At 68.2% G+C, this 18,894-nt stretch carries 15 protein-coding genes and 1 tRNA gene; 8 read left to right on the top strand and 8 right to left on the bottom strand.

The features are described 5' to 3' along the window. Positions 1-36: 36 nt before the first annotated feature. Together radA and AC1MFL_RS08060 are read right to left on the bottom strand one after the other, a co-directional pair. Positions 37-1,413, bottom strand: a complete 1,377-nt coding sequence (gene radA / locus AC1MFL_RS08065; RefSeq protein WP_479814628.1) for a DNA repair protein RadA — start codon at positions 1,411-1,413, stop codon at positions 37-39. A gap of 51 nt (positions 1,414-1,464) precedes the next feature. Next, positions 1,465-2,592 carry an FUSC family protein gene (locus AC1MFL_RS08060; RefSeq protein ID WP_479814626.1) on the bottom strand — a complete coding sequence of 376 codons (1,128 nt, stop codon included), beginning with the start codon at positions 2,590-2,592 and terminating at the stop codon, positions 1,465-1,467. 253 nt (positions 2,593-2,845) lie between these two features. On the opposite strand from AC1MFL_RS08060, the gene pstS reads away from it, so the two are divergent. The 4 genes from pstS to pstB all read left to right on the top strand — a co-directional run bounded on the left by pstS (position 2,846) and on the right by pstB (position 6,987). Further along, on the top strand, positions 2,846-3,967 hold the full coding sequence (gene pstS / locus AC1MFL_RS08055) for a phosphate ABC transporter substrate-binding protein PstS (protein ID WP_479814624.1): 1,122 nt from the start codon (positions 2,846-2,848) through the stop codon (positions 3,965-3,967). Positions 3,968-4,111: 144 nt separating this feature from the next. Beyond that, on the top strand, positions 4,112-5,044 hold the full coding sequence (gene pstC / locus AC1MFL_RS08050) for a phosphate ABC transporter permease subunit PstC (protein ID WP_479814622.1): 933 nt from the start codon (positions 4,112-4,114) through the stop codon (positions 5,042-5,044). Then, the gene (gene pstA, locus AC1MFL_RS08045; RefSeq protein WP_479814620.1) at positions 5,045-6,154 is read left to right on the top strand and encodes a phosphate ABC transporter permease PstA; all 1,110 of its coding nucleotides are present in this window, start codon (positions 5,045-5,047) and stop codon (positions 6,152-6,154) included. Positions 6,155-6,207: 53 nt separating this feature from the next. Then, positions 6,208-6,987, top strand: a complete 780-nt coding sequence (pstB, locus tag AC1MFL_RS08040) for a phosphate ABC transporter ATP-binding protein PstB (protein WP_301227020.1) — start codon at positions 6,208-6,210, stop codon at positions 6,985-6,987. 14 nt (positions 6,988-7,001) lie between these two features. Here the strand turns inward: pstB and AC1MFL_RS08035 are convergent, their stop codons facing one another. The 3 genes from AC1MFL_RS08035 to AC1MFL_RS08025 form a co-directional block, all read right to left on the bottom strand. Beyond that, entirely contained in the window at positions 7,002-8,018 is a 1,017-nt protein-coding gene (locus AC1MFL_RS08035) for an inorganic phosphate transporter (RefSeq protein WP_479814619.1), read from the bottom strand. A gap of 1 nt (position 8,019) precedes the next feature. Next, on the bottom strand, positions 8,020-8,637 hold the full coding sequence (locus AC1MFL_RS08030) for a DUF47 domain-containing protein (protein ID WP_479814617.1): 618 nt from the start codon (positions 8,635-8,637) through the stop codon (positions 8,020-8,022). Between the two features lie 400 nt (positions 8,638-9,037). Continuing rightward, positions 9,038-9,694 carry a hypothetical protein gene (locus tag AC1MFL_RS08025; protein WP_479814615.1) on the bottom strand — a complete coding sequence of 219 codons (657 nt, stop codon included), beginning with the start codon at positions 9,692-9,694 and terminating at the stop codon, positions 9,038-9,040. Between the two features lie 231 nt (positions 9,695-9,925). Here AC1MFL_RS08025 and AC1MFL_RS08020 point away from each other — a divergent pair. Both AC1MFL_RS08020 and AC1MFL_RS08015 read left to right on the top strand, forming a co-directional pair. Next, a tRNA-Lys gene (locus tag AC1MFL_RS08020) sits at positions 9,926-9,998 on the top strand. 122 nt (positions 9,999-10,120) lie between these two features. Next, entirely contained in the window at positions 10,121-10,630 is a 510-nt protein-coding gene (locus tag AC1MFL_RS08015) for a MarR family winged helix-turn-helix transcriptional regulator (protein WP_479814613.1), read from the top strand. Positions 10,631-10,958: 328 nt separating this feature from the next. Here AC1MFL_RS08015 and AC1MFL_RS08010 read toward each other — a convergent pair whose 3' ends face one another. Then, on the bottom strand, positions 10,959-12,131 hold the full coding sequence (locus AC1MFL_RS08010) for a GGDEF domain-containing protein (protein ID WP_479814611.1): 1,173 nt from the start codon (positions 12,129-12,131) through the stop codon (positions 10,959-10,961). 178 nt (positions 12,132-12,309) lie between these two features. Between AC1MFL_RS08010 and AC1MFL_RS08005 the strand changes: the two genes are divergently transcribed. Then, positions 12,310-13,332, top strand: coding sequence for a PHP domain-containing protein (locus AC1MFL_RS08005; protein WP_479814609.1), 1,023 nt, complete (start codon positions 12,310-12,312; stop codon positions 13,330-13,332). A gap of 126 nt (positions 13,333-13,458) precedes the next feature. Here the strand turns inward: AC1MFL_RS08005 and AC1MFL_RS08000 are convergent, their stop codons facing one another. Together AC1MFL_RS08000 and AC1MFL_RS07995 are read right to left on the bottom strand one after the other, a co-directional pair. Next, entirely contained in the window at positions 13,459-16,461 is a 3,003-nt protein-coding gene (locus AC1MFL_RS08000; protein ID WP_479815386.1) for an alpha-amylase family glycosyl hydrolase, read from the bottom strand. 387 nt (positions 16,462-16,848) lie between these two features. Continuing rightward, positions 16,849-17,952 carry a lactonase family protein gene (locus AC1MFL_RS07995; protein WP_479815384.1) on the bottom strand — a complete coding sequence of 368 codons (1,104 nt, stop codon included), beginning with the start codon at positions 17,950-17,952 and terminating at the stop codon, positions 16,849-16,851. A gap of 80 nt (positions 17,953-18,032) precedes the next feature. Between AC1MFL_RS07995 and AC1MFL_RS07990 the strand changes: the two genes are divergently transcribed. Next, a complete protein-coding gene (locus tag AC1MFL_RS07990) occupies positions 18,033-18,884 on the top strand; it encodes a putative protein N(5)-glutamine methyltransferase (protein WP_479814607.1) in 852 nt (283 codons plus the stop codon). The last annotated feature ends 10 nt before the right edge of the window (positions 18,885-18,894 follow it).

Here is an 18,894-nt window from a genome sequence, read left to right as displayed (position 1 = left end):
GTCGCCCTTGGGGACACCGGGCCGAGGGCTGGGCCCTCAGCCGATCAGCAGGTCCAGGGCTTCGGTGAGGTGCCCGACTTCCCGCACGGAGAAGCCGGCCGGCACCGGACCCGGGCCGTTCGGGCTGGCGGGCACCACGGCGTGGGTGAACCCCAGCCGGTGGGCCTCCTGGACCCGCTGGTTGATGCCGGGCACGGGGCGGACCTCACCGGCCAGGCCCACTTCGCCAAACGCGATGAGCCGCTGCGGCAGGGGTTTCCTGGCCTTGGCCGATGCCACGGCCAGTGCGACGGCGAGGTCAGTGGCGGGCTCGCTGAGTTTCACGCCGCCGACGGTTGCGACGTAGGAATCGTCCTTGTTCAGCAGGCAGCCGGCCCGCTGCTGGAGGACGGCCAGCAGCATTGCCACCCGGGAGCTGTCCAGCCCGCTGGTGGCCCGGCGGGGCTGCGCGTTGGCACTTTCGGCCAGCAGGGACTGCACCTCCGCCAGCAGGGGACGGCGCCCCTCGAGGGTGACGGTGATGCAGGTCCCGGACACGGGTTCCTTGGTCCGGGACACGAACAATCCGCTCGGATCGGCCAGGCCCACGATCCCGTCCTCATTCAGGTCGAAGCAGCCGACGTCGTCGGTGGGGCCGTACCGGTTCTTGACGGCCCGCAGCAGCCGCAGCCGGGAGTGGCGCTCGCCCTCGAACTGGCACACCACATCAACCAGGTGCTCCAGCAGCCGGGGCCCGGCGATGGAACCGTCCTTGGTCACATGGCCCACCAGCAGGGTGGTCATATTGCGGCGTTTGGCCGCGGCGATCAGGGAGGCGGCGACCTCGCGGACCTGCGAGACGCCGCCGGCGCTGCCCTCGACATCGGCGCTGCTCAGCGTCTGCACGGAGTCCACGATCAGCAGGCGGGGCTCCAGCTTCTCCACCTGGCCCAGGGCCTGGCCGAGGTCCGTTTCAGCGGAGAGGTACAGGGATTCGGCGACGGCGTCGATCCGGTCCGCGCGGAGCTTGACCTGCGCGGCGGATTCCTCGCCGGTGATGTAGAGGACGTCCTGGGCGGTGCGGGCAAACTTGGCCGCGACGTCCAGCAGGAGGGTGGACTTGCCGACGCCGGGTTCGCCCGCCAGCAGGATCACGGCGCCGGGAACCAGCCCGCCGCCGAGCACACGGTCGAGTTCGTCCACGCCGGTGGGCAGGAAGGCCGCGGAACTGGCGTCCACGTCCGAGATCCGGCGGGCCGGTTCAAGGACGGCGGCGGCCGCCGTCGTGCGCGCCACGGCGCCGCCGGTTTCCTCAACGCTGCCCCAGGCCTGGCACTCGCCGCAGCGGCCCACCCATTTGGCCGTGGTCCAGCCGCACTCGGCGCATTTGTAGCCCGGCGCCTTGGAAGCCCGGGACGAAGTCTTGGTAGCCATCGCTCCACACTATCCGCGCCCAGCGACAACCGCCCTTCCGCGCCACGGCCGCTAGAGCGGCGGCAGGATGTCCCGGGCTTCCCGGGAGTCGACGCCGGCCGCCTCGAGCAGGTCCACCATCAGCGGCCGGAACAGCATGACGACCGTTTCACCCTCGAGCCGCTGCACGTCCAGCAGCCGGGGGTGCAGCCGGCCGGCGATCTCCCGCAGGTCCGCCCGCGCCGTCCGCAGGTGCGCGCGGCGGACTCCGTCGTGCACCTCCGCCAGGCCCAGGGACAGTTCCTCGACGGCGTCGGCCGTGTCCTGCAGGACGTCGGCGATGTTCTGGGTGGCCTCGTCGGACAGCGCGGCATGGTTGATGGCGCTGGTCAGCCGGCGGGCAAAGACGCGGCTGTTGCGCAGTGCGAGGTCAATGAAGTCCAGCGACCGCTCCATCTGGTCCAGTTCCTCCCGGTGCCGCCTCTGGGCGGGAGCCAGCGTCGCCACCTCCCCGGAGGCCCGGAGCGACTGCCGCATGGCATCAACGAGCGGCTGGCAGTTCCGCCCCCGGATGAGGGCGTGCCAGGCCTGGGTGGAGTCGCTGTCGCTCAGCGCGGAGGCGCACTCGCGCAGCACTTCGGCGAGTTCGTGCAGGAGCTTCTTGACATCATTGCGGGGTTCCCGGCGCGGGTCCTTGGGGATCAGGAACGTCACCAGCAGGGCAAACACCCCGCCCACAATCGCGTCGATGCTGCGGGTGAACGGCCCGCCGGCCGGCGCCGGCAGCAGGACCACCAGCAGGGACTGCAGCCCCAGCTGGGTGGTGAAGATGGTGCCGCTGTCCAGGAAGCGTGCCAGCAGGATCGAGAAGAGCAGCACGACGGCGGCCTGCCAGATCCCGGCGCCCAGCCAGTGCAGCAGCAGGTCCCCGACCACGATGCCGATGGTGCAGCCCAGCCCGACCTCGATCACGCGGCGCAGCCTGGGGTCCCGGGAAAAGCCCAGGGCGATGAGCGATGACGTGGCGGCGAAGAGCGGGCCGCTGTGGCCCAGCACGTATTCCGCGAACGCATAGGCCCCGACGGCGCAGGCGGTCATCTGGATGGCCGGCACGAGCGAATTCCGGCTCCGGACCAGCCCCGTGCGGACCCGTCCGCGCAGGAATCGGGCGCTTGCGGAGAGTCCAGTTGCGGGGGCCATGCGCCCCAGTCTATTTGCTTGGTCTGCGAGTGCCGCCCCGCGCCACCATCCCTACGGAAGTGATGCAGCTAACGCAAGAGGGACCCGGCCGATGTAAGCCAATGTCCCGGCGTCGTTAACCGTCCGTTCACCTTGCACCGCCATTCTCTTCACCTGGGCCGCCTAAGTTCGATAAAGGTACAAACCGTACGCATCCCTGCCCGGCCTTCTCCGGTCCGGCACGCACAGAAAATCCCTGGAAGGGGTACATCTAGTGAAGGCACTCCGCTTCGGCCGCCACGCGGCCATCGCTGTCATCGCAGTCGGCGCTCTCGCGCTGACCGCCTGTGGTTCGGACAACGCAACCAACACGGCCCAGTCCGCCGCGCCGTCCGCTTCCGGCCCCCAGGTGACCGGCACGCTGACCGGCATCGGTTCGTCAGCCCAGGGCGCCGCCATGGACGCATGGAAGACCAACTTCGCCTCCGCGAACCAGGGTGCCACGGTGCAGTACTCCCCGGACGGCTCCGGTGCAGGCCGCAAGGCACTCCTGGACGGCTCGGCCCAGTTCGGCGGCTCCGACGCCTACCTCAAGGACGACGAGTACGCCAGCTCCACCGCCAAGTGCGGCGCCGACGGCGCCCTCAACATCCCGGTCTACATCTCCCCGATCGCCGTGGCCTTCAACCTGCCCGACGTCAAGGAACTGAAGCTCGACGCGCCCACCGTTGCCAAGATCTTCCGCGGCGAGATCGCCAAGTGGAACGACCCGGCCATCGCCGCCATGAACCCGGACGCCAAGCTCCCGGACCTCAAGGTCACCCCGGTCAACCGGTCCGATGATTCCGGCACCACGCAGAACTTCACGGACTACCTGGCCGCAGCCGCGCCCGAGGCGTGGACCGACAAGGCCTCCGGCGTCTGGCCGGCCACCCTGCAGGGCGAGAACGCCAAGGGCACCTCCGGTGTGGTCAAGACCGTCACCGACACCCCGGGCGCCGTGACCTACGCCGACGACTCCGCCGTCAGCGGCAAGCTGGGCGTCGCGCAGATCAAGGTGGGCGACACGTTCACGAAGATCTCCGCCGAGGCAGCAGCCAAGGCCGTCGACGCCGGCTCACCGGTCGCGGGCCGCAACGCCAACGACCTGTCCATCAAGCTGGACCGCAAGACCACCATCGAGGGCGCCTACCCGGTGGTCCTGGTTTCCTTCCACATCGTCTGCAGCACCTACGCAGACCAGAAGACCGTGGACCTCGTGAAGGCGTTCGAGAGCTACGTGGTCTCAAGCGCCGGCCAGACCGCAGCAGCGGATGCCGCCAAGTCGGCCCCGCTGTCCAAGACCCTGCAGGACAAGGCCCTCAAGTCCATTGAGTCCATCAAGGTCAAGTCCTAGGGAAAACCTAGCGTCTGCAGGCATAGTGGAAACACCCGCCTGATCCCGGTTCCCTGTCCCGATAAAGCTGTCCACCGACGGCCGCACCGGGGCGGGGAACCGACGCGTTTGTCCGAAGTACCCCAAGATCTGAAGGATCGTTAAGTGACCACCACCTCCCTGACCACGTCCCGGGGCGCAGGCCGCGCCGGAGACAAGGTCTTTTCCGCAGCCACCTTGGCCGCTGGGTGCCTGATCCTGGCCGTGCTCTTCGGAGTGGCGCTTTTCCTCGTCATCCAGGCATTCCCCGCCCTTGTGGCCTCCCCGGACAAGATCCAGGGCGGCGAAGGTTTTTTTGCCTACATCTGGCCGATCGTCATTGGCACCCTGATCGCGGCCGCCATCGCCCTCGTGATCGCAACGCCGGTCGCGATCGGCGTCGCGCTCTTCATCTCGCACTTCGCCCCGCGCAAGCTCGCCTCCGGGCTGGGCTACGTGATCGACCTGCTGGCCGCGATCCCCTCTGTCGTCTACGGCGCGTGGGGTGCCGCCTTCCTGGCCAAGGAAATCTCGCCGGCCTACAACTGGCTGGCCAACAACCTCGGCTGGCTGCCGATATTCCAGGGGCCGGCCTCGGCCACGGGCAAGACCATCCTGACCGCAGGAATCGTGCTCGCCGTCATGATCCTGCCCATCATCACGTCGCTGACCCGCGAAATCTTCCTGCAGACCCCCAAGCTGCACGAGGAAGCCGCGCTGGCGCTCGGTGCCACCCGCTGGGAAATGATCAAGATGGCCGTCCTTCCGTTCGGCCGCCCCGGCATTGTGAGTGCCGTCATGCTGGGTCTGGGCCGCGCCCTCGGCGAGACCATGGCCGTCGCGCTGGTGCTGTCCTCCGGGGCCCTGACCGCGAGCCTCATCCAGTCCGGCAACCAGACCATCGCCGCCGAAATCGCGCTGAACTTCCCGGAAGCCGGCGGACTGAAAGTCAACACGCTGATTGCCGCCGGCCTGGTCCTGTTCGTCATCACCCTCGGCGTGAACATGATCGCACGCTGGGTCATCACCCGGCACAAAGAATTCTCGGGAGCCAACTAAATGACCGCCACCCTGACCCCCGTCAAAAAACGCTCGGCCCTCACCAAGGGACAGCTGCCCAAGTGGGCCCCCTATCTGGTGCTCGGCATCGCCCTCGTTCTCGGCGCCGCCGTCCTGGCCCTCATCGGCTTCGACGCCCTGGGCTGGGGCATCGTCTCCGCGGTCTTCTTCGCCGTCGGGCTCGTCGGCTGGAGCGCCGCCGTGGAGGGCACCCGCCGCGCCAAGGACAAACTCGCCACCTGCCTCGTCGCGGGGGCGTTCCTGATCGCGCTGCTTCCGCTGTTCTCCGTGATCTGGACGGTCCTGGTCAACGGGCTGCCCGGGCTAACGGACCCCGGCTTCCTCACCACCTCGATGAACGGCGTCACCGGCGCCTACGACAACAAGAGCGTGGAGCAGGGCGCCCCGGTGGTGGGCGGCATCTTCCACGCCCTGATCGGCACCCTGCTGATCACGGTGCTGGCGACTGTCATCTCGGTGCCCGTGGGCCTGCTGACCGCCGTCTACCTGGTGGAATACGGCGACGACCGCCCGCTGGCCCGCGCCATCACCTTCTTCGTGGACGTCATGACCGGCATCCCCTCGATCGTGGCCGGGCTTTTCGCCGCAGCCTTCTTCTTCGCCATCGTCGGCCCCGGGACCAAAACCGCCGCCGTCGCCGCCGTCGCCCTGTCGGTGCTGATGATCCCCGTGGTGGTGCGCTCCAGCGAGGAAATGCTGAAGATCGTGCCGAACGAACTCCGTGAAGCTGCCTACGCCCTCGGTGTCCGGAAATGGCGGACTATCCTCAAGGTGGTCATCCCGACGGCGATCTCCGGCATCGCGTCCGGCATTACCCTCGCGATCGCCCGGGTGATCGGCGAAACCGCCCCGATCCTGGTCACAGCCGGCTTCGCCACGTCAATCAATTACAACGTGTTCAGCGGCTGGATGGCCTCACTGCCGACCTTCATCTACACGCAGATCCTCAACCCCACCTCGCCGTCCAACCCGGATCCGTCCTCCCAGCGCGCCTGGGGAGCGGCCCTGGTCCTGATCATCCTGGTGATGCTGCTCAACCTCGGCGCCCGCCTGATTGCCCGCATGTTCGCCCCCAAGACCGGCCGCTAGCCTGCCGGCAACCCAACTCTTCAGCCCGTACCTCCAGCAAGTGAAGGAACATCATGTCTAAGCGCATCGACGTCAAAGACCTGAACGTCTACTACAGCAAATTCCTGGCCGTCGAAGACGTCAACATCAGCATCGAGCCCAAGTCCGTCACGGCCTTCATCGGGCCCTCCGGCTGCGGCAAGTCCACCTTCCTGCGCACCCTGAACCGGATGCATGAGGTGATCCCCGGAGCCCGGGTCGAAGGCGAGGTGCTGCTCGACGGCGACAACCTGTACGGCCCCGGCGTGGACCCGGTCACCGTCCGCTCGCAGATCGGCATGGTCTTCCAGCGTCCCAACCCGTTCCCCACGATGTCCATCCGGGACAACGTGCTGGCCGGCGTGAAGCTGAACAACCGGAAGATGTCCAAGGGCGAGGCGGACGCGCTCGTGGAGCGCTCCCTGCGCGGGGCCAACCTGTGGAACGAGGTCAAGGACCGCCTGGCCAAGCCCGGATCCGGCCTCTCCGGCGGCCAGCAGCAGCGCCTCTGCATCGCCCGGGCGATCGCCGTCGAACCGCAGGTGATCCTGATGGACGAGCCCTGCTCGGCCCTGGACCCGATCTCCACCCTCGCCATTGAGGACCTCATCAATGAGCTCAAGGACGACTACACGGTGGTGATCGTGACGCACAACATGCAGCAGGCCGCGCGGGTGTCGAACAAGACCGCGTTCTTCAACATCGCGGGCACCGGAAAGCCGGGCAGGCTGATCGAATACGGCGACACCCACACGATCTTCAGCAACCCGAGTGTGAAGGCCACCGAGGACTACGTCTCGGGCCGCTTCGGATAAGCCGTCCTGCGCCCCTAGAGGCCTGCGAGCGGCGACAGCGACAGGGCCAGCACGAAGGCCGCTGCGGCGGTGACGAGCGGGGTGAGCACCCAGAACATCAGGACCCGGATCACCACTTTCCGGTTGGTGGCGGGAAATCCCTGGTGGGTGCCGGAACCCAGGACTGCCGAGGTGACAGTGTGCGTGGTCGAGATGGGCCACTGCAGTCCAATCGCGCCGACCAGCAGGATGGCGGAGCTGAACAGCTGGGCCATGGAGCCGCGCAGGGGATCCATCCGGACCAGTCGGTAGCCGATGGTGTAGGAAATCCGCCAGCCGCCGGCCAGGGTTCCGGCGGTCAGCAGGACCGCGGTGAACAGCGCCACCCAGACCGGCATCCCGGCGCCGTCGGACAGCCCGGACGCCAGCAGCGCCAGGACCAGGACGGCGCTGGTGCGCTGGCCGTCCTGGAGCCCGTGGGCGAACGCCACAGCGCCCACGGCAATGCTCTGGGCGCGCCGTGAGCGGCTGTTCACGATGTTCGGCGGCGTATACCGGGCGGCCCACGTCGCGGGCCAGACCAGCAGGTAGGCGCCGGCGAAGGCGATCACCGGTGAGAGCAGCAGGGGAAGCACCACTTGGACGAGCAGGGAGGTGTCAACGCCCCCCACGCCGTTCCCGCCGACGGCGACGCTCGCGACGCCCGCGCCGGCCAGCCCCCCGACAAGGGCGTGCGTCGAGGACGAGGGGATGCCCCGCCACCAGGTGTAGATCCCCCACAGCACGGCACTGATGAGTCCCGCCATCAGGATGGTGAGCCCGTTTTCCCCTTTGGGCAGCTGGATCCAGGCGCGGCTGACTGCCAGGGCCAGGGCTGCGCTCAGCCCGGCACCGATGAAATTGAAGAAACCGGCCAGCAGCACCGCGACGGTGGGAGTGAGGGCGCGGGTCCGCACCGCCAGTGCCACCGCCGCCGAGGCGTCCCTGAAGCCGTTCAGAAAGGCGAATGCCCCGGCGAAGACCACCACCAGGACAAATAGGAATATCGTCACGTCAGGATTCCTTGACGATGATGCTGCCCACCTGGGTTGCGATCCGGCGCATGTCCCTGGTGACACCCACGAGCTGGTCGGCGATGTCCCGGTTGCGCGCGTACTGGGCCCATTTCATCTCGTGGAGCATGTCCGCCACCCAGACCCGGTGGGACCGTTCTGCCCGTTTGGCGAGGCGGAGGACCTCGATCCAGTAGTCCTCGAGGTCGTCCAGGTTGTCCAGTTTCCGCATTGCATCCACGGTGAGTTCGGCCTGCCTGCTGATGATCTCCAGCTGGTCCGCTGCGCGTTTCGGTAGCCGGTCCAGCTTGTAGAGGGACACCAGCTCCGCGGCGGCATCGAGTTTCTCCAGCGCCTCGTTGAGGAACCGGGAGAGGGCGTACATGTCCTCGCGGGGGAGCGGGTTCACGAAGGAGGTCCGCATATGCGTCAGCAGCGCGAAGTGCAGCTCCGCCGACCTGGCCTCATGGTTGTGCATGTCTTCCACCAGCCGGGCGTTCTCACTGGCCGGGGCGCCAAGGATCTCCGACAGGGTGCCCGTGGCGAGCACAATCTGGTTTGCCAGCTGGGCAAGAAGTTTCAGCCCGGCGGGCTCCTGGGGGAAAAGGCGCAGCTTCACGTGTGATTACCGGTCTTCGGGAGGGAGGTGCACGGGTTGAGTCTGCCGGGCGTGTGAGGTGATGACGGCCCGCGCATGAGTAATACTTTACCGTCCGGCCTGAACGCCGCCAGAACGCGGCGGGAAAGCGCCCCGGCGGCCCAGAATATGACAGAAGTCCGGTGAGCCAGGCCACGCTGCTGCGGGTCTGCGGCCGGAAGGCGCCCCGGAAAAACGGCATGAAAATGGTGCCGAACCGGATACGCCTCTCGGCGGTAGGCCGCTCTAGGCGGCTAGATGTTGAAGCCCGGGGGTTTCGCGGTTCGGCACCGCTTTTAGTTTTCTACGTGCTTGGGGACAAGTCAACATTGACAGTCCGTGGGCGGCATGCGTACCGGCTGTCCGGCGCCGTCCGGCCGGCTCAGTCCAACTCGCCCAGACGCCACGCGTTGGCGGCGTGTTCGAGGTCCTCAGCGGTCTTGACGAGAAGGTGGGAGTTCCGGGTGAGTTTGCTCGCGTGGTTCTCGTTGCTGTGCTCAGCGCCGTCGGCGAGTGTGGCCTGTCCCAGCGCCACCACACGGCAGAACGCGGCGGAGCGTTCCAGCGCGACGTCGAAGTCGCCGTCGAACGCGCCGGAGAGGATGGCATCCGCCATCAGTTTCATCTCATCCGCGCCGGGCGGCTCGGCAGCGCCGGCCACCACGTGTGAGACCTGTGCGGTGTCCTTGCCGGCCTTGAAGTACACGGAGATCCGCTCGGGATCCTGGATCGTGGCCGCGCGGAGGGCGTACAGGCGCCAGAGGGCCCCCGGGAGGGAACGGGCGGGGCTTTCGGCCCACATCTCGGCGATGGCTTCCAGCCCCTGCTCGTCGGCGAGCTTCACGAGCCGCCTGGTCACGACGGGGTCGTCGCTGTCGCGTCCGCGGCGCACCAGTGCCTGCGCGGCGAGGTGGGCGGCCTCGGAGACCCTGGCCGGATCGGCGCCGCCCGCGAAGGGCTCAAAGTCAATGGGGGCGAAGGGCTTCGGCTTGTGGTGCCGGTGCGGTCCGGGGGCGCTGGATCCTGCTTGCTCGCTCATGCCACCACGCTACTCCTGTGCTGTCGGGGAATCGAGCGTGGGGCCGGAAGGGCTGAACCGGCCCTCACCCCTGCGGGCCGGCCACAGGGCCGCACTCCGGCGCGCGCAGGCGGCATCGGCCCCGGTGCGAAAAACACCCGCCGGTCTGGGGTACAGTATTAACGTCCAGAAATGGACTGGGCTGATCGGCCTTTGAAGGGTGGATTATCCGCCGTTTGAGGTCTTCAGCTGGGGCCTTTAGCTCAGTTGGTAGAGCATCGGACTTTTAATCCGTGGGTCGTGGGTTCGATCCCCACAGGGCCCACTCTTTTAGCGAAGAGTGGAAACCCCCGGCATCCTGGTGACAGGGTGCCGGGGGTTTTTTGTTGCCCCGGCACCCTGGAAATCCCACGGCGGCCTAGTTATCAGGTCCGCTAGTATTGCCGGATGGACGCGCACAGCCCCTCCGGCTCCGGGTATTGGTATGGACCCGACGACAGGCTCGACCCTCCCGGTGCCGTGCTGCAGGCGCTGCGTGAGTACCGCACGGTGGAAGTTGCCCGGCGGCGCTCCGCGAGGGATTCCATGGGGATGGGCGAGACGGACCTGCTGGCGCTGCGCCACCTGCTGCGCGCCCAGTCCCGAGGCGAGCGGGTCGGGCCCAAGGACCTCAGCCGCGTCCTGGGAATCACCACGGCCTCGACCACCTCGCTGATCGACAGGCTCGTGAGCAGCGGCCACGTCCGCCGCGAGCCCCATCCCACGGACCGGCGCTCGCTGGTGATCGTTCCAACGACGGCCACGGACGCGGAGGTCCGGGCCACGCTGGGGGACATGCACCGCAGGATGATGGCCGTCGCGGAGGGCCTCAGCGCCGACGAGGCGCGGACCGTGGTCAGCTTTCTGCGCCGGATGAGTGAAGCCATCGCGGAGCCCGGAAGCGAGGGCATGGATTAGCCTGCGCCCAAAAACTCGCTAGTAAGGCTAGCTATACGTATGCTTACTAACTATGTCTGATACTCGTTTTCCTGGCTTAGCAGTGGCTAAGCTGGCCCCCGCCCGCGTTTCTCCGGTGCAGTCCCTGGCAGCGCCGAGCCACTGCGGGATGGAGATGGAGTGGAGGGCCTCTGCCACCAGGGGCGTGTATTCCTATTCCTTTGCGCCGGTCGATGCTGCGGCGGAGTTGCCGCCGGTCTGGCGCTGCGGTTGCGGCTTCCAGCTGGACGGCGTCCCCCGCACGACCGGCATCCTGTCCGGGCTCAGCAGCCGCTGAGCAGCCCGGCGCTTAGGGCGCCTGGTTCCCCGCGGCGGTGAAACTGATTGCCGCCCGGCTGCGGCCCGCCGCTTTTGCGTCATACAGCGCACGGTCGGCTTCCCGGAGGAGGCGCGGCAGGCCCGCGGTCCGGTCGCGGGCATCGACCACGCCGAAGCTCGCCGTCGGCGCATTCACGCCCCCGGGCAGGGAGCATTGTCCGGCCAGCGCGGCGTTGATCCGGCCGGCGACCCGGACGCCTTCTTCGGCGTCGACGCCGTCGAGCAGCAGCGCAAATTCCTCGCCGCCGTAGCGGCCCACCAGGTCACCGTCCCGCATGGCGTAACGGCAGGCCTCAGCGAAAGCCCGGATGACGGCGTCGCCCGTGTCATGCCCGAAGCGGTCATTGATTGCCTTGAAGCGGTCCAGATCTGCCATTACCACCGCGGAGCCGATGCCGGCCGCGAGGTTGGCCCGGAGCCTGCGCTGCGCCCGGTGCATGAACTCCCCGCGGTTCAGGAGCCCGGTGAGTCCGTCACGGTAGGCCAGCTCCTGCAGGTTTTCGGTCCGGCGGGCGTAGTTCAGCGAGGTGATGCTGGATGAGACGACCACCAGCAGGACCATGGCCATCAGCAGGGTCACGCCGGTGCCGAAGAGCACCTGGAACAGCGGATCGGCCGGCCCCAGCAGTGCCAGCCCAGCCATCCGGCTCAGGTAATAACCCGCGCTGACTGCGGTTGCGATGGCGAGCGAGCGGACAAGATGCCAGGACTCGGCCCGCTCGCGCCACAGCTCCACGGAAGCGAGACCTATGGCCGTCCCCATCAGCGCCAACAGGACAATGTTGCCGATCCGGGCGTTGTCTGAGTAGCGGACGGCGGCGTCGACGGCAGCGGCCGCTGTCGCGGGGATCGCCAGGAGCCCGGGCCGGATCTGCCGGCCGGCCAACGAGCGGGTTCCGGCCCAGACGCAACCGGAACCAAGCACCATCACACCGTTGCCCACGCTGGGGGACCACACCACGTCCTGGACCTCGCCCAGGAAGTAGAAGACCGCGGCCAGGAAGAACGAGGCGACGGCCCCGCACCACCAGCCCGCAAAGGGCGCGCGGCTCTTGCGGTAGGTGTCGAAATAGAAAAGGACCAGCATCGTCAGCGTCATCACGGCGAAGACCACCATGAGCGTTGACCTGTCGAGCGGCACCATGAATTGATGATTCCCAGCTGCCGGAAGGGTCCTCCCCATGGACCGCCGGCGTAGTTCCCCACCGGATCACGCCCGGCCGGGACAAGTCTCTCAGAACAGGCCCCGCTGCCCAAAGCGGCGGGGTAACGGCGCGTCGCGGGGGTCCCCGCGCGGCGGGCGGGGGGTGCAAGATGGTGCAATGGAAGCCGTCGACGCCCTCAACGAGATTGCCTTCTGGCTCGAACGCGAGCTTGCCCCGACGTTCAAAATCCAGGCGTTCCGGAAAGCCGCCGGAATCATCGCCGGCCTGGAGGCTGAGGAGCTCGCGGCCCGGGCCCGTGACGGACGGCTCAAGCGGACCAAGGGGATCGGTGACCGGACCTTCCAGGTCATCAGGGAGGCGCTCGATGGAGAGGTCCCGGAATACCTGAGCGGGCTGCGCAGCCGGGGGTCCCAGCCGCTGGCAGCGGGAGGGCACGGGCTGCTCGCCGCGCTCCGCGGTGACCTGCACAGCCACAGCGACTGGTCCGACGGCGGTTCCCCGGTCGAGGCCATGGTGGATGCCGCCCGGCTGCTCGGCCGCGAGTACCTCGCCCTGACCGACCATTCACCCAACCTCAGGATCGCCAACGGGCTGAGCGCCGAGCGGCTGGAGGAGCAGCTCGGCGTCGTTGCCGGGATCAACGCCGGCTCCGGCGGCGGCTTCCGCCTGTTGCGTGGCATCGAGGTCGACATCCTGGAGGACGGCTCCCTGGACCAGGTTCCGGAGATGCTGGACCGGCTGGATATCGTGGTGGCCAGCGTGCATTCCAAGCTTCGCTCGGATAAACGGACCATGACCCGCCGGATGCTCGGCGCTATCGCTGACCCGCACACGAACGTGCTCGGCCACTGCACGGGCCGACTCGTGCAAGGGGGCCGCGGCACACGCCCGCCGTCGGAGTTCGATGCGAAAGAGGTCTTCGCCGCCTGCGCCGAACACAACGTCGCCGTCGAAATCAATGCCCGACCGGAACGCCAGGACCCGCCGGGCGCCCTCATCGGGCTGGCCCTCGACGCCGGCTGCCTCTTCAGCATCGACAGCGATGCCCACGCCCCCGGCCAGCTCGATTTCCTGCAGTACGGTGCCGAGCGCGCGGAACGCAACGGTGTGCCGGCCGAGCGGATCGTCACCACCTGGCCCCTGGACCGCCTGCTGGAGTGGGCCGCGCCGGGGAGCTGAAGGCGCGGGCACGCCGCCCCCCGCGGGACATGCCCTCCCGTTGCGGGGAGGGCTAGACATAATCCCGTTGTGCCCAGTTGCCGGCGTGAACAATGGGCATGTCCCGACGGGGCGGGGAGGCGGGGGCTAGCCGGCGCTGATCAGGTGGGTGAAGTGGTCGTACCGGAAGATAACCTGCCCGCCGTCGTGCGTGAAGCTGACATTCCCGCCGCCGGGGGCGCCTCCGGCCCCGTAGTTCTCTGTCCAGGAGCGGTTGAGGGCCGCCTTGAACCCGTAGCTTCCGGCGGGCAGGGTGGCGGTCAGCTTCCAGACCAGATCCGTGGGATCCAGGGTCAGCTGGGCCAGGTCACAGTCGGGCATCCAGTCACCCGCGCAGCCGAGTTCGGAGTTCATATCGCCGGCGGCCGCGACGGCCCCGGGCTGCTGCGAGGCGTACACGGCGCTCAGCACGTGCGTGCTGTTGTCGTAGCGGAAGATGACCGGGCCGCCGGGATGGACGAGGGTGATGTTGTTGCCGTTCAGCGCCCCGCCCGCACCGTAGTTCTCATCCCACGATCCGTTGAGGGCGGCCTTGAACTCGTAGCTGCCGGCGGGCAGGTCGGCGGTCAGCCGCCAGATCTTGTCTGCCGGGTCCATCGTCATGAACGCTGCACGGCAATCGGGCTGCCAGTCACCCGGGCAGCCCATTTCCGAGTTCAGGCTGCCCGCAACGGTGACTGACGAGGGCTGCGGTAGCTCCCCGACCACGACGGTGCGGGTATCGCTGGCCACTTCGCCCGCGCCCGGGACGCTCATCAGCGCCCGGTAGCGGAGCTCGGTGCCGTCCGGCAGGGCCAGCGGCCCCAGATCGTCGACGGCGGTGTATACGGGGGAGGAGCTGTCCTGGCCGATTTCCGACCACGCCCCGCCGCTGATGCTGCGCTCGAAATGCACGGTGTAGTCGGCTTTTTCCGGGCTCGCGACCGCACTGACCTCGACCTTGTCCCGGACGCTGCTGTCCTCTTTGGGTGAGACCAGGCTCAGGACCGGGGCGGGGACGGTGCCGCTGCGGGGCTCGCTCACGGCGGTGTGCCCGCCGTTGTCCAGCACCACGGCGCGGTACTCCACCGCGGTGCCCGACTGCACTGCGGAGACGTCGTGGAAGACCTGGTACGGCGCCGTGTCATCCGTGCCGATGGAAGCCCAAGCGCCGCCGGCGGTGCGGGCCTGGAAGGTGACCTCGTAGAAGGAGTTGCCGCCGACGTCGGCCGCCACCCGGACGCGGCTGTTGTCGGAGGCTGCTGCCGCCGGAACCTGCAGCGTTACGGCGGGGGCTGCCTTGGAGCGCGGGATGCGGCCCGAGGACTCGTAGACGACGGCGGACAGCGGCGGCACCGATACGGTCAGGCCCCCGTCCGCTGCGGTCTTGACCTCGGCGTCCGCCTGCCCGTAGATCCGGCTGAACGTCCGCTTGCCGACATAGGTTGGCACGGCGGCCGTCTGTGGCTGTTCGCTGTTGTTGATGGAGACCACGTACTCGCGCTGGTCCTTGGCGTCGGTCCGGGAGAAGGCGTAAATGCCCGGCCCGTCGGAGGCGTAGCGGTTCTGGTGGGCGCCGTTCCGCAGTGCGGGGTGCTCCTTCGTCAGCGCCGCGAGCTCGCTGATGTCGCGGTACAGCGGGTGGGCCGGATTGAAGTTGTCGCTCGCATGGGTGGCGTCCGTGCCGAGCAGATCATCGTCGAGGTAGTCCGGGACCTTGCTGGCAAACAGCGTCTGGCGGGCGTCCTGGTCCCCGCCGGGGCCGGTGAAGCCCTGTTCGTCGCCGTAGTAGACCACAGGATTGCCGCGGGAGAAGTACATCAGCTCGTGGGCGAGCCGGTCCCGGGCAACGCGTTCGGCGTCGTCCGCACCCGGGTTGTCCGTGGTGATGAAGCTGCCGATCCGGCCCATGTCGTGGTTGCCGAGGAAGGTGGGCAGTTCGTAGACGTTGGAGTCCGCGTCGGTGTACCAGTCGTCCCCGGCGAAGAAGGACTCAAGGCCCGTGGCTGCCTGGCCCCGGGATGCGAAGTTCCGCGCCGCGTCCTGGAGCGGGAAATCCAGCACCGCCTGCATTTTGTTGCGGGTGGTGAACTGCGAGGTGAAGCTCTTGGAGGTGTCGAAGACCTCGCCGAACATAAAGAACTCGTCCTTGCCATGGGCTTTGGCGTATTGGAGGACCTCGGGGCCGAACTTCTGCCAGAACTCGTCATTGACATGCTTCATGGTGTCGATCCGGAAGCCGTCCACGCCGAAGTCGCCGATCCACTTCTCGTAGATGTCGATCATGCCGTTGACAACCCGTGGCTGCTCCGTGAACAGGTCATCGAGTCCGAAGAAGTCCCCGTAGGAGGAGTTTTCGCCTTCAAAGGTGGTGTCGCCGCGGTTGTGATAGAGCGTGGGGTCGTTGAGCCAGGCGGGGACTTTGAGGTTCTTTTCCCCGGGCGCCAGCTTCGGCGTGTAGGGGAAGGACGTCGCCGCGTCCAGGGCGGGGAAGCTGTCCGTTCCGGCGTAGTCACGGTCGTCGAAGGGGACCCCGGCGGCGGTCAGGTAGGGTGCGGCGTCCTTGGATTTGTAGGCGGTGCGGTCGCCCTCCTCGTAGCCGATCACGTCCGCGGTGTGGTTGGTGATGATGTCGAAGTAGACCTTCATGCCGCGGGAGTGGGCCTCGTCGATGAGTGCCTTCAGCTCGTCGTTGGTGCCCAGGTGCGGATCGATCTGGGTGAAGTCGGTGACCCAGTAGCCGTGGTACCCGGCCGACTTGTCCTCCGGCTGGACCGCTTTGTTCTTGAAGCTCGGGGTCAGCCAGATCGAAGTGGTTCCAAGGCCCTGGATGTAGTCGATCTTGTCCCGCAGGCCTTTGAGGTCCCCGCCGTTGTAGAAGCCCTTTTTTGTCGGGTCGAAGCCGGAGACCATCGGGTCGGGTCCAAGGCCGCCGTCGTCGTTGGCGCTGCTGCCGTTGTTGAACCGGTCGGCCATCACGAAGTAGAACTGCTCGTCCGTCACCGGGCCGCGGAGCGAGTGGGCGGCCGGGGGCGCGTCCTGGTCCGGTGCGGCCCGCGCTGTCTGCGCCGGGAGGACGACGGCTGCCGCGGCAACGAGCGTCGCCGTCACGGCGGCGCCGGCGGGAAGGAATGCGGCAAGCCACTGCCGGTGGCTGCGTGCGGGCTTTTTGCCCAGGGTGGTTCTGCGGATCAACACGGTGGAGGACCTTCCGGTAAGCGACGTTGCCTCTGTGAAGGGTGATGCGTGGAGAGACTCCTGAGAGCCAAGTCACAACTGTAAGCGCTTGCGCGGAAGTTTTTCCAGCGAATGGTCAGATAATTTGCAGCTCGCGCACATCTTTCCCGCGGGACATGCCCTCCTGCCGCGGGCGAGGCTGGACATAGTCCCTGTATGCCCAATCCCCGGCGCGGGAAATGGGCATGTCCCCCCGGGCCGGGGTGTTGCAGAGCCTGCCCGGGCCCCGGGCCAGGGTTGGACTGCGGACCCCGGCCCGGGCTAGCCTGCGGCCGGCTGCGCTCCCCGGACCGCCGGGACCAGCGCGGTGGGGGAGGCCACCTCCAGCCTGCCCGCGGCCGGGCCGGGGAGTCCGCTCTCCGGGTCCAGCGGGTAGGACACCACATCCCCGGAACGTTCGTGCGCCACGTGCAGCCGGCCGTTCCGGACCAGATGATGCCGCGGCCAGTCGCCGCCGCTGGGGACGTCGGCCAGCGGACGGAGGGCGTTTCCGTCCGCATCCACCTCAAGCACGCTGATCCGGTTGGAGCCGCGCACCCCCACGTAAGCATGCCTGCCGTCCGCCGCGAGGGCAATCTCGGCCGCGGAGTCCCCGGCAAGCGCGCCCGCCCTGGTGGCCGGTCCCATTCCGGCCAGGCCGAAGAGTCCGGACCCGGGGGAGCGCCGCACCACGGCCACCTCAATCGAGTATTCGGTCACCACCAGCACGCTCCCGCCGGGATGCTGGACAAGATGCCGGGGGCCGCAGCCCCGGGGGAGCGCCAGTTCGTGGTCCAGGTTCAGCCCCTGGGACGGCACGTAGTTCCAGACCCGCAGGACATCGTGCCCGAGGTCGGTGGTCATCACCCTGCCGTCGTCGAGCATCAGGCTCGCGTGGGCCCGGCTTGGCCGCCCGGTAACGCTTGAGGCGGCGGCCGCGAACCTTGTCGAGATGCGGCCCTCGTCGTCCAGTTCGTAGAGCAGGACCTGGCCGTCGCCCCAACAGGCCACCACGAGGAAACGGCCCTGCGGGTCGACGGCGACATGGCATGCAGCGTCGCCGGCCGGCCACGCGCGGCCGGCCGGCTCCAGGCCGAATCCGCCGGACCGGCGGTACGCCCGGACGCTCCGCGCCGTCTCGCCCACGGCATAAACCATGTCCAGCGTGGGGTGCGCGGCAAGGAACGACGGCGAGTCGGCCGGGGCGGCCACTCCGAGCCACCGCAGGGTTCCGTCAGTGCCGGCCCGCAGCGCCCCGATCCCGATCCCGTTCCCGCGGCCGCCGCCGTCCGCGGTGTAGCAACCGGTCCAGATCAGCTCGTTCGACGGCACGGGGAACCACGTTGCGGGGTTCCCCGGCGCGGGCGGCGAAGACTCGGAGGGCATTCTTGGGCTGGACATGGTGCCATCTTGCCACTTGGATAGCATGGTATTCCGGCACGGTAAGCGGGAAGGGGGTCCCTGGCATGACGGCACTTCCCGCGCCCGATCCCTCCGCCATCACCCGGCTCCGCGCGGCCGGCTGCGTCTTTGCCGAGGAGGAGGCCCTGCTGCTGGCCGCCGCCGCCACGACGCCGGATCAGCTGGACGCCCTCGTGGAGCTGCGGGCTTCCGGGCTCCCGCTCGAGCACATCCTGGGCTGGGCGGAGTTTTGCGGACTTCGGATCGAAGTGGGTACCGGAGTCTTTGTGCCCCGCCGCCGGACCGAGTTCCTCGTCCGGCAGGCCCTGCGGATCCTCAGCGAATCCAACAGCACCGTCCAGTCGTGCGGCACCGGCACGCTGCCCGTCGTCGTCGACCTGTGCTGCGGGTCAGGGGCGGTCGGGTCCGCACTCGCGGCCCTGGCCGGTCCCCTGGAGCTTCACGCCTCCGACATCGACCCCGCCGCGGTGCGGTGCGCGGCCCGCAACATCGTGCCGCTCGGGGGCGCGGTCCACGAGGGGGACTTATACGAGGCCCTCCCGGAACGGCTGCGCGGACGGATCGATATCCTCGCCGTCAACGCCCCCTACGTGCCATCGGAAGAAATTGCCACCATGCCGCAGGAAGCCCGCCTCCACGAACCGCGGGTTTCCCTCGACGGCGGCAAAGACGGGCTTCACGTGCAGCGGCGGGTAGCCGCCACCGCGCGGCAATGGCTGGCCCCGGGCGGCTCACTGCTGATCGAGACGAGCCGGCGGCAGGCGCCGCGGACCGCCGGGCTGTTCTCCCGCAGCGGGCTCACGGCACGGGTGGCCGGCTCCGGGGAGCTGGACTCCACAATCGTCATCGGAACAGCGCTGAGAGATCCGCGAGCGGGGACTGGCCGGCCGTTGTAGTTAAGCGGCC

The organism is Arthrobacter sp. BG3, from assembly GCF_056680185.1.
This window is presented reverse-complemented; position numbering and strand designations above follow the sequence as displayed.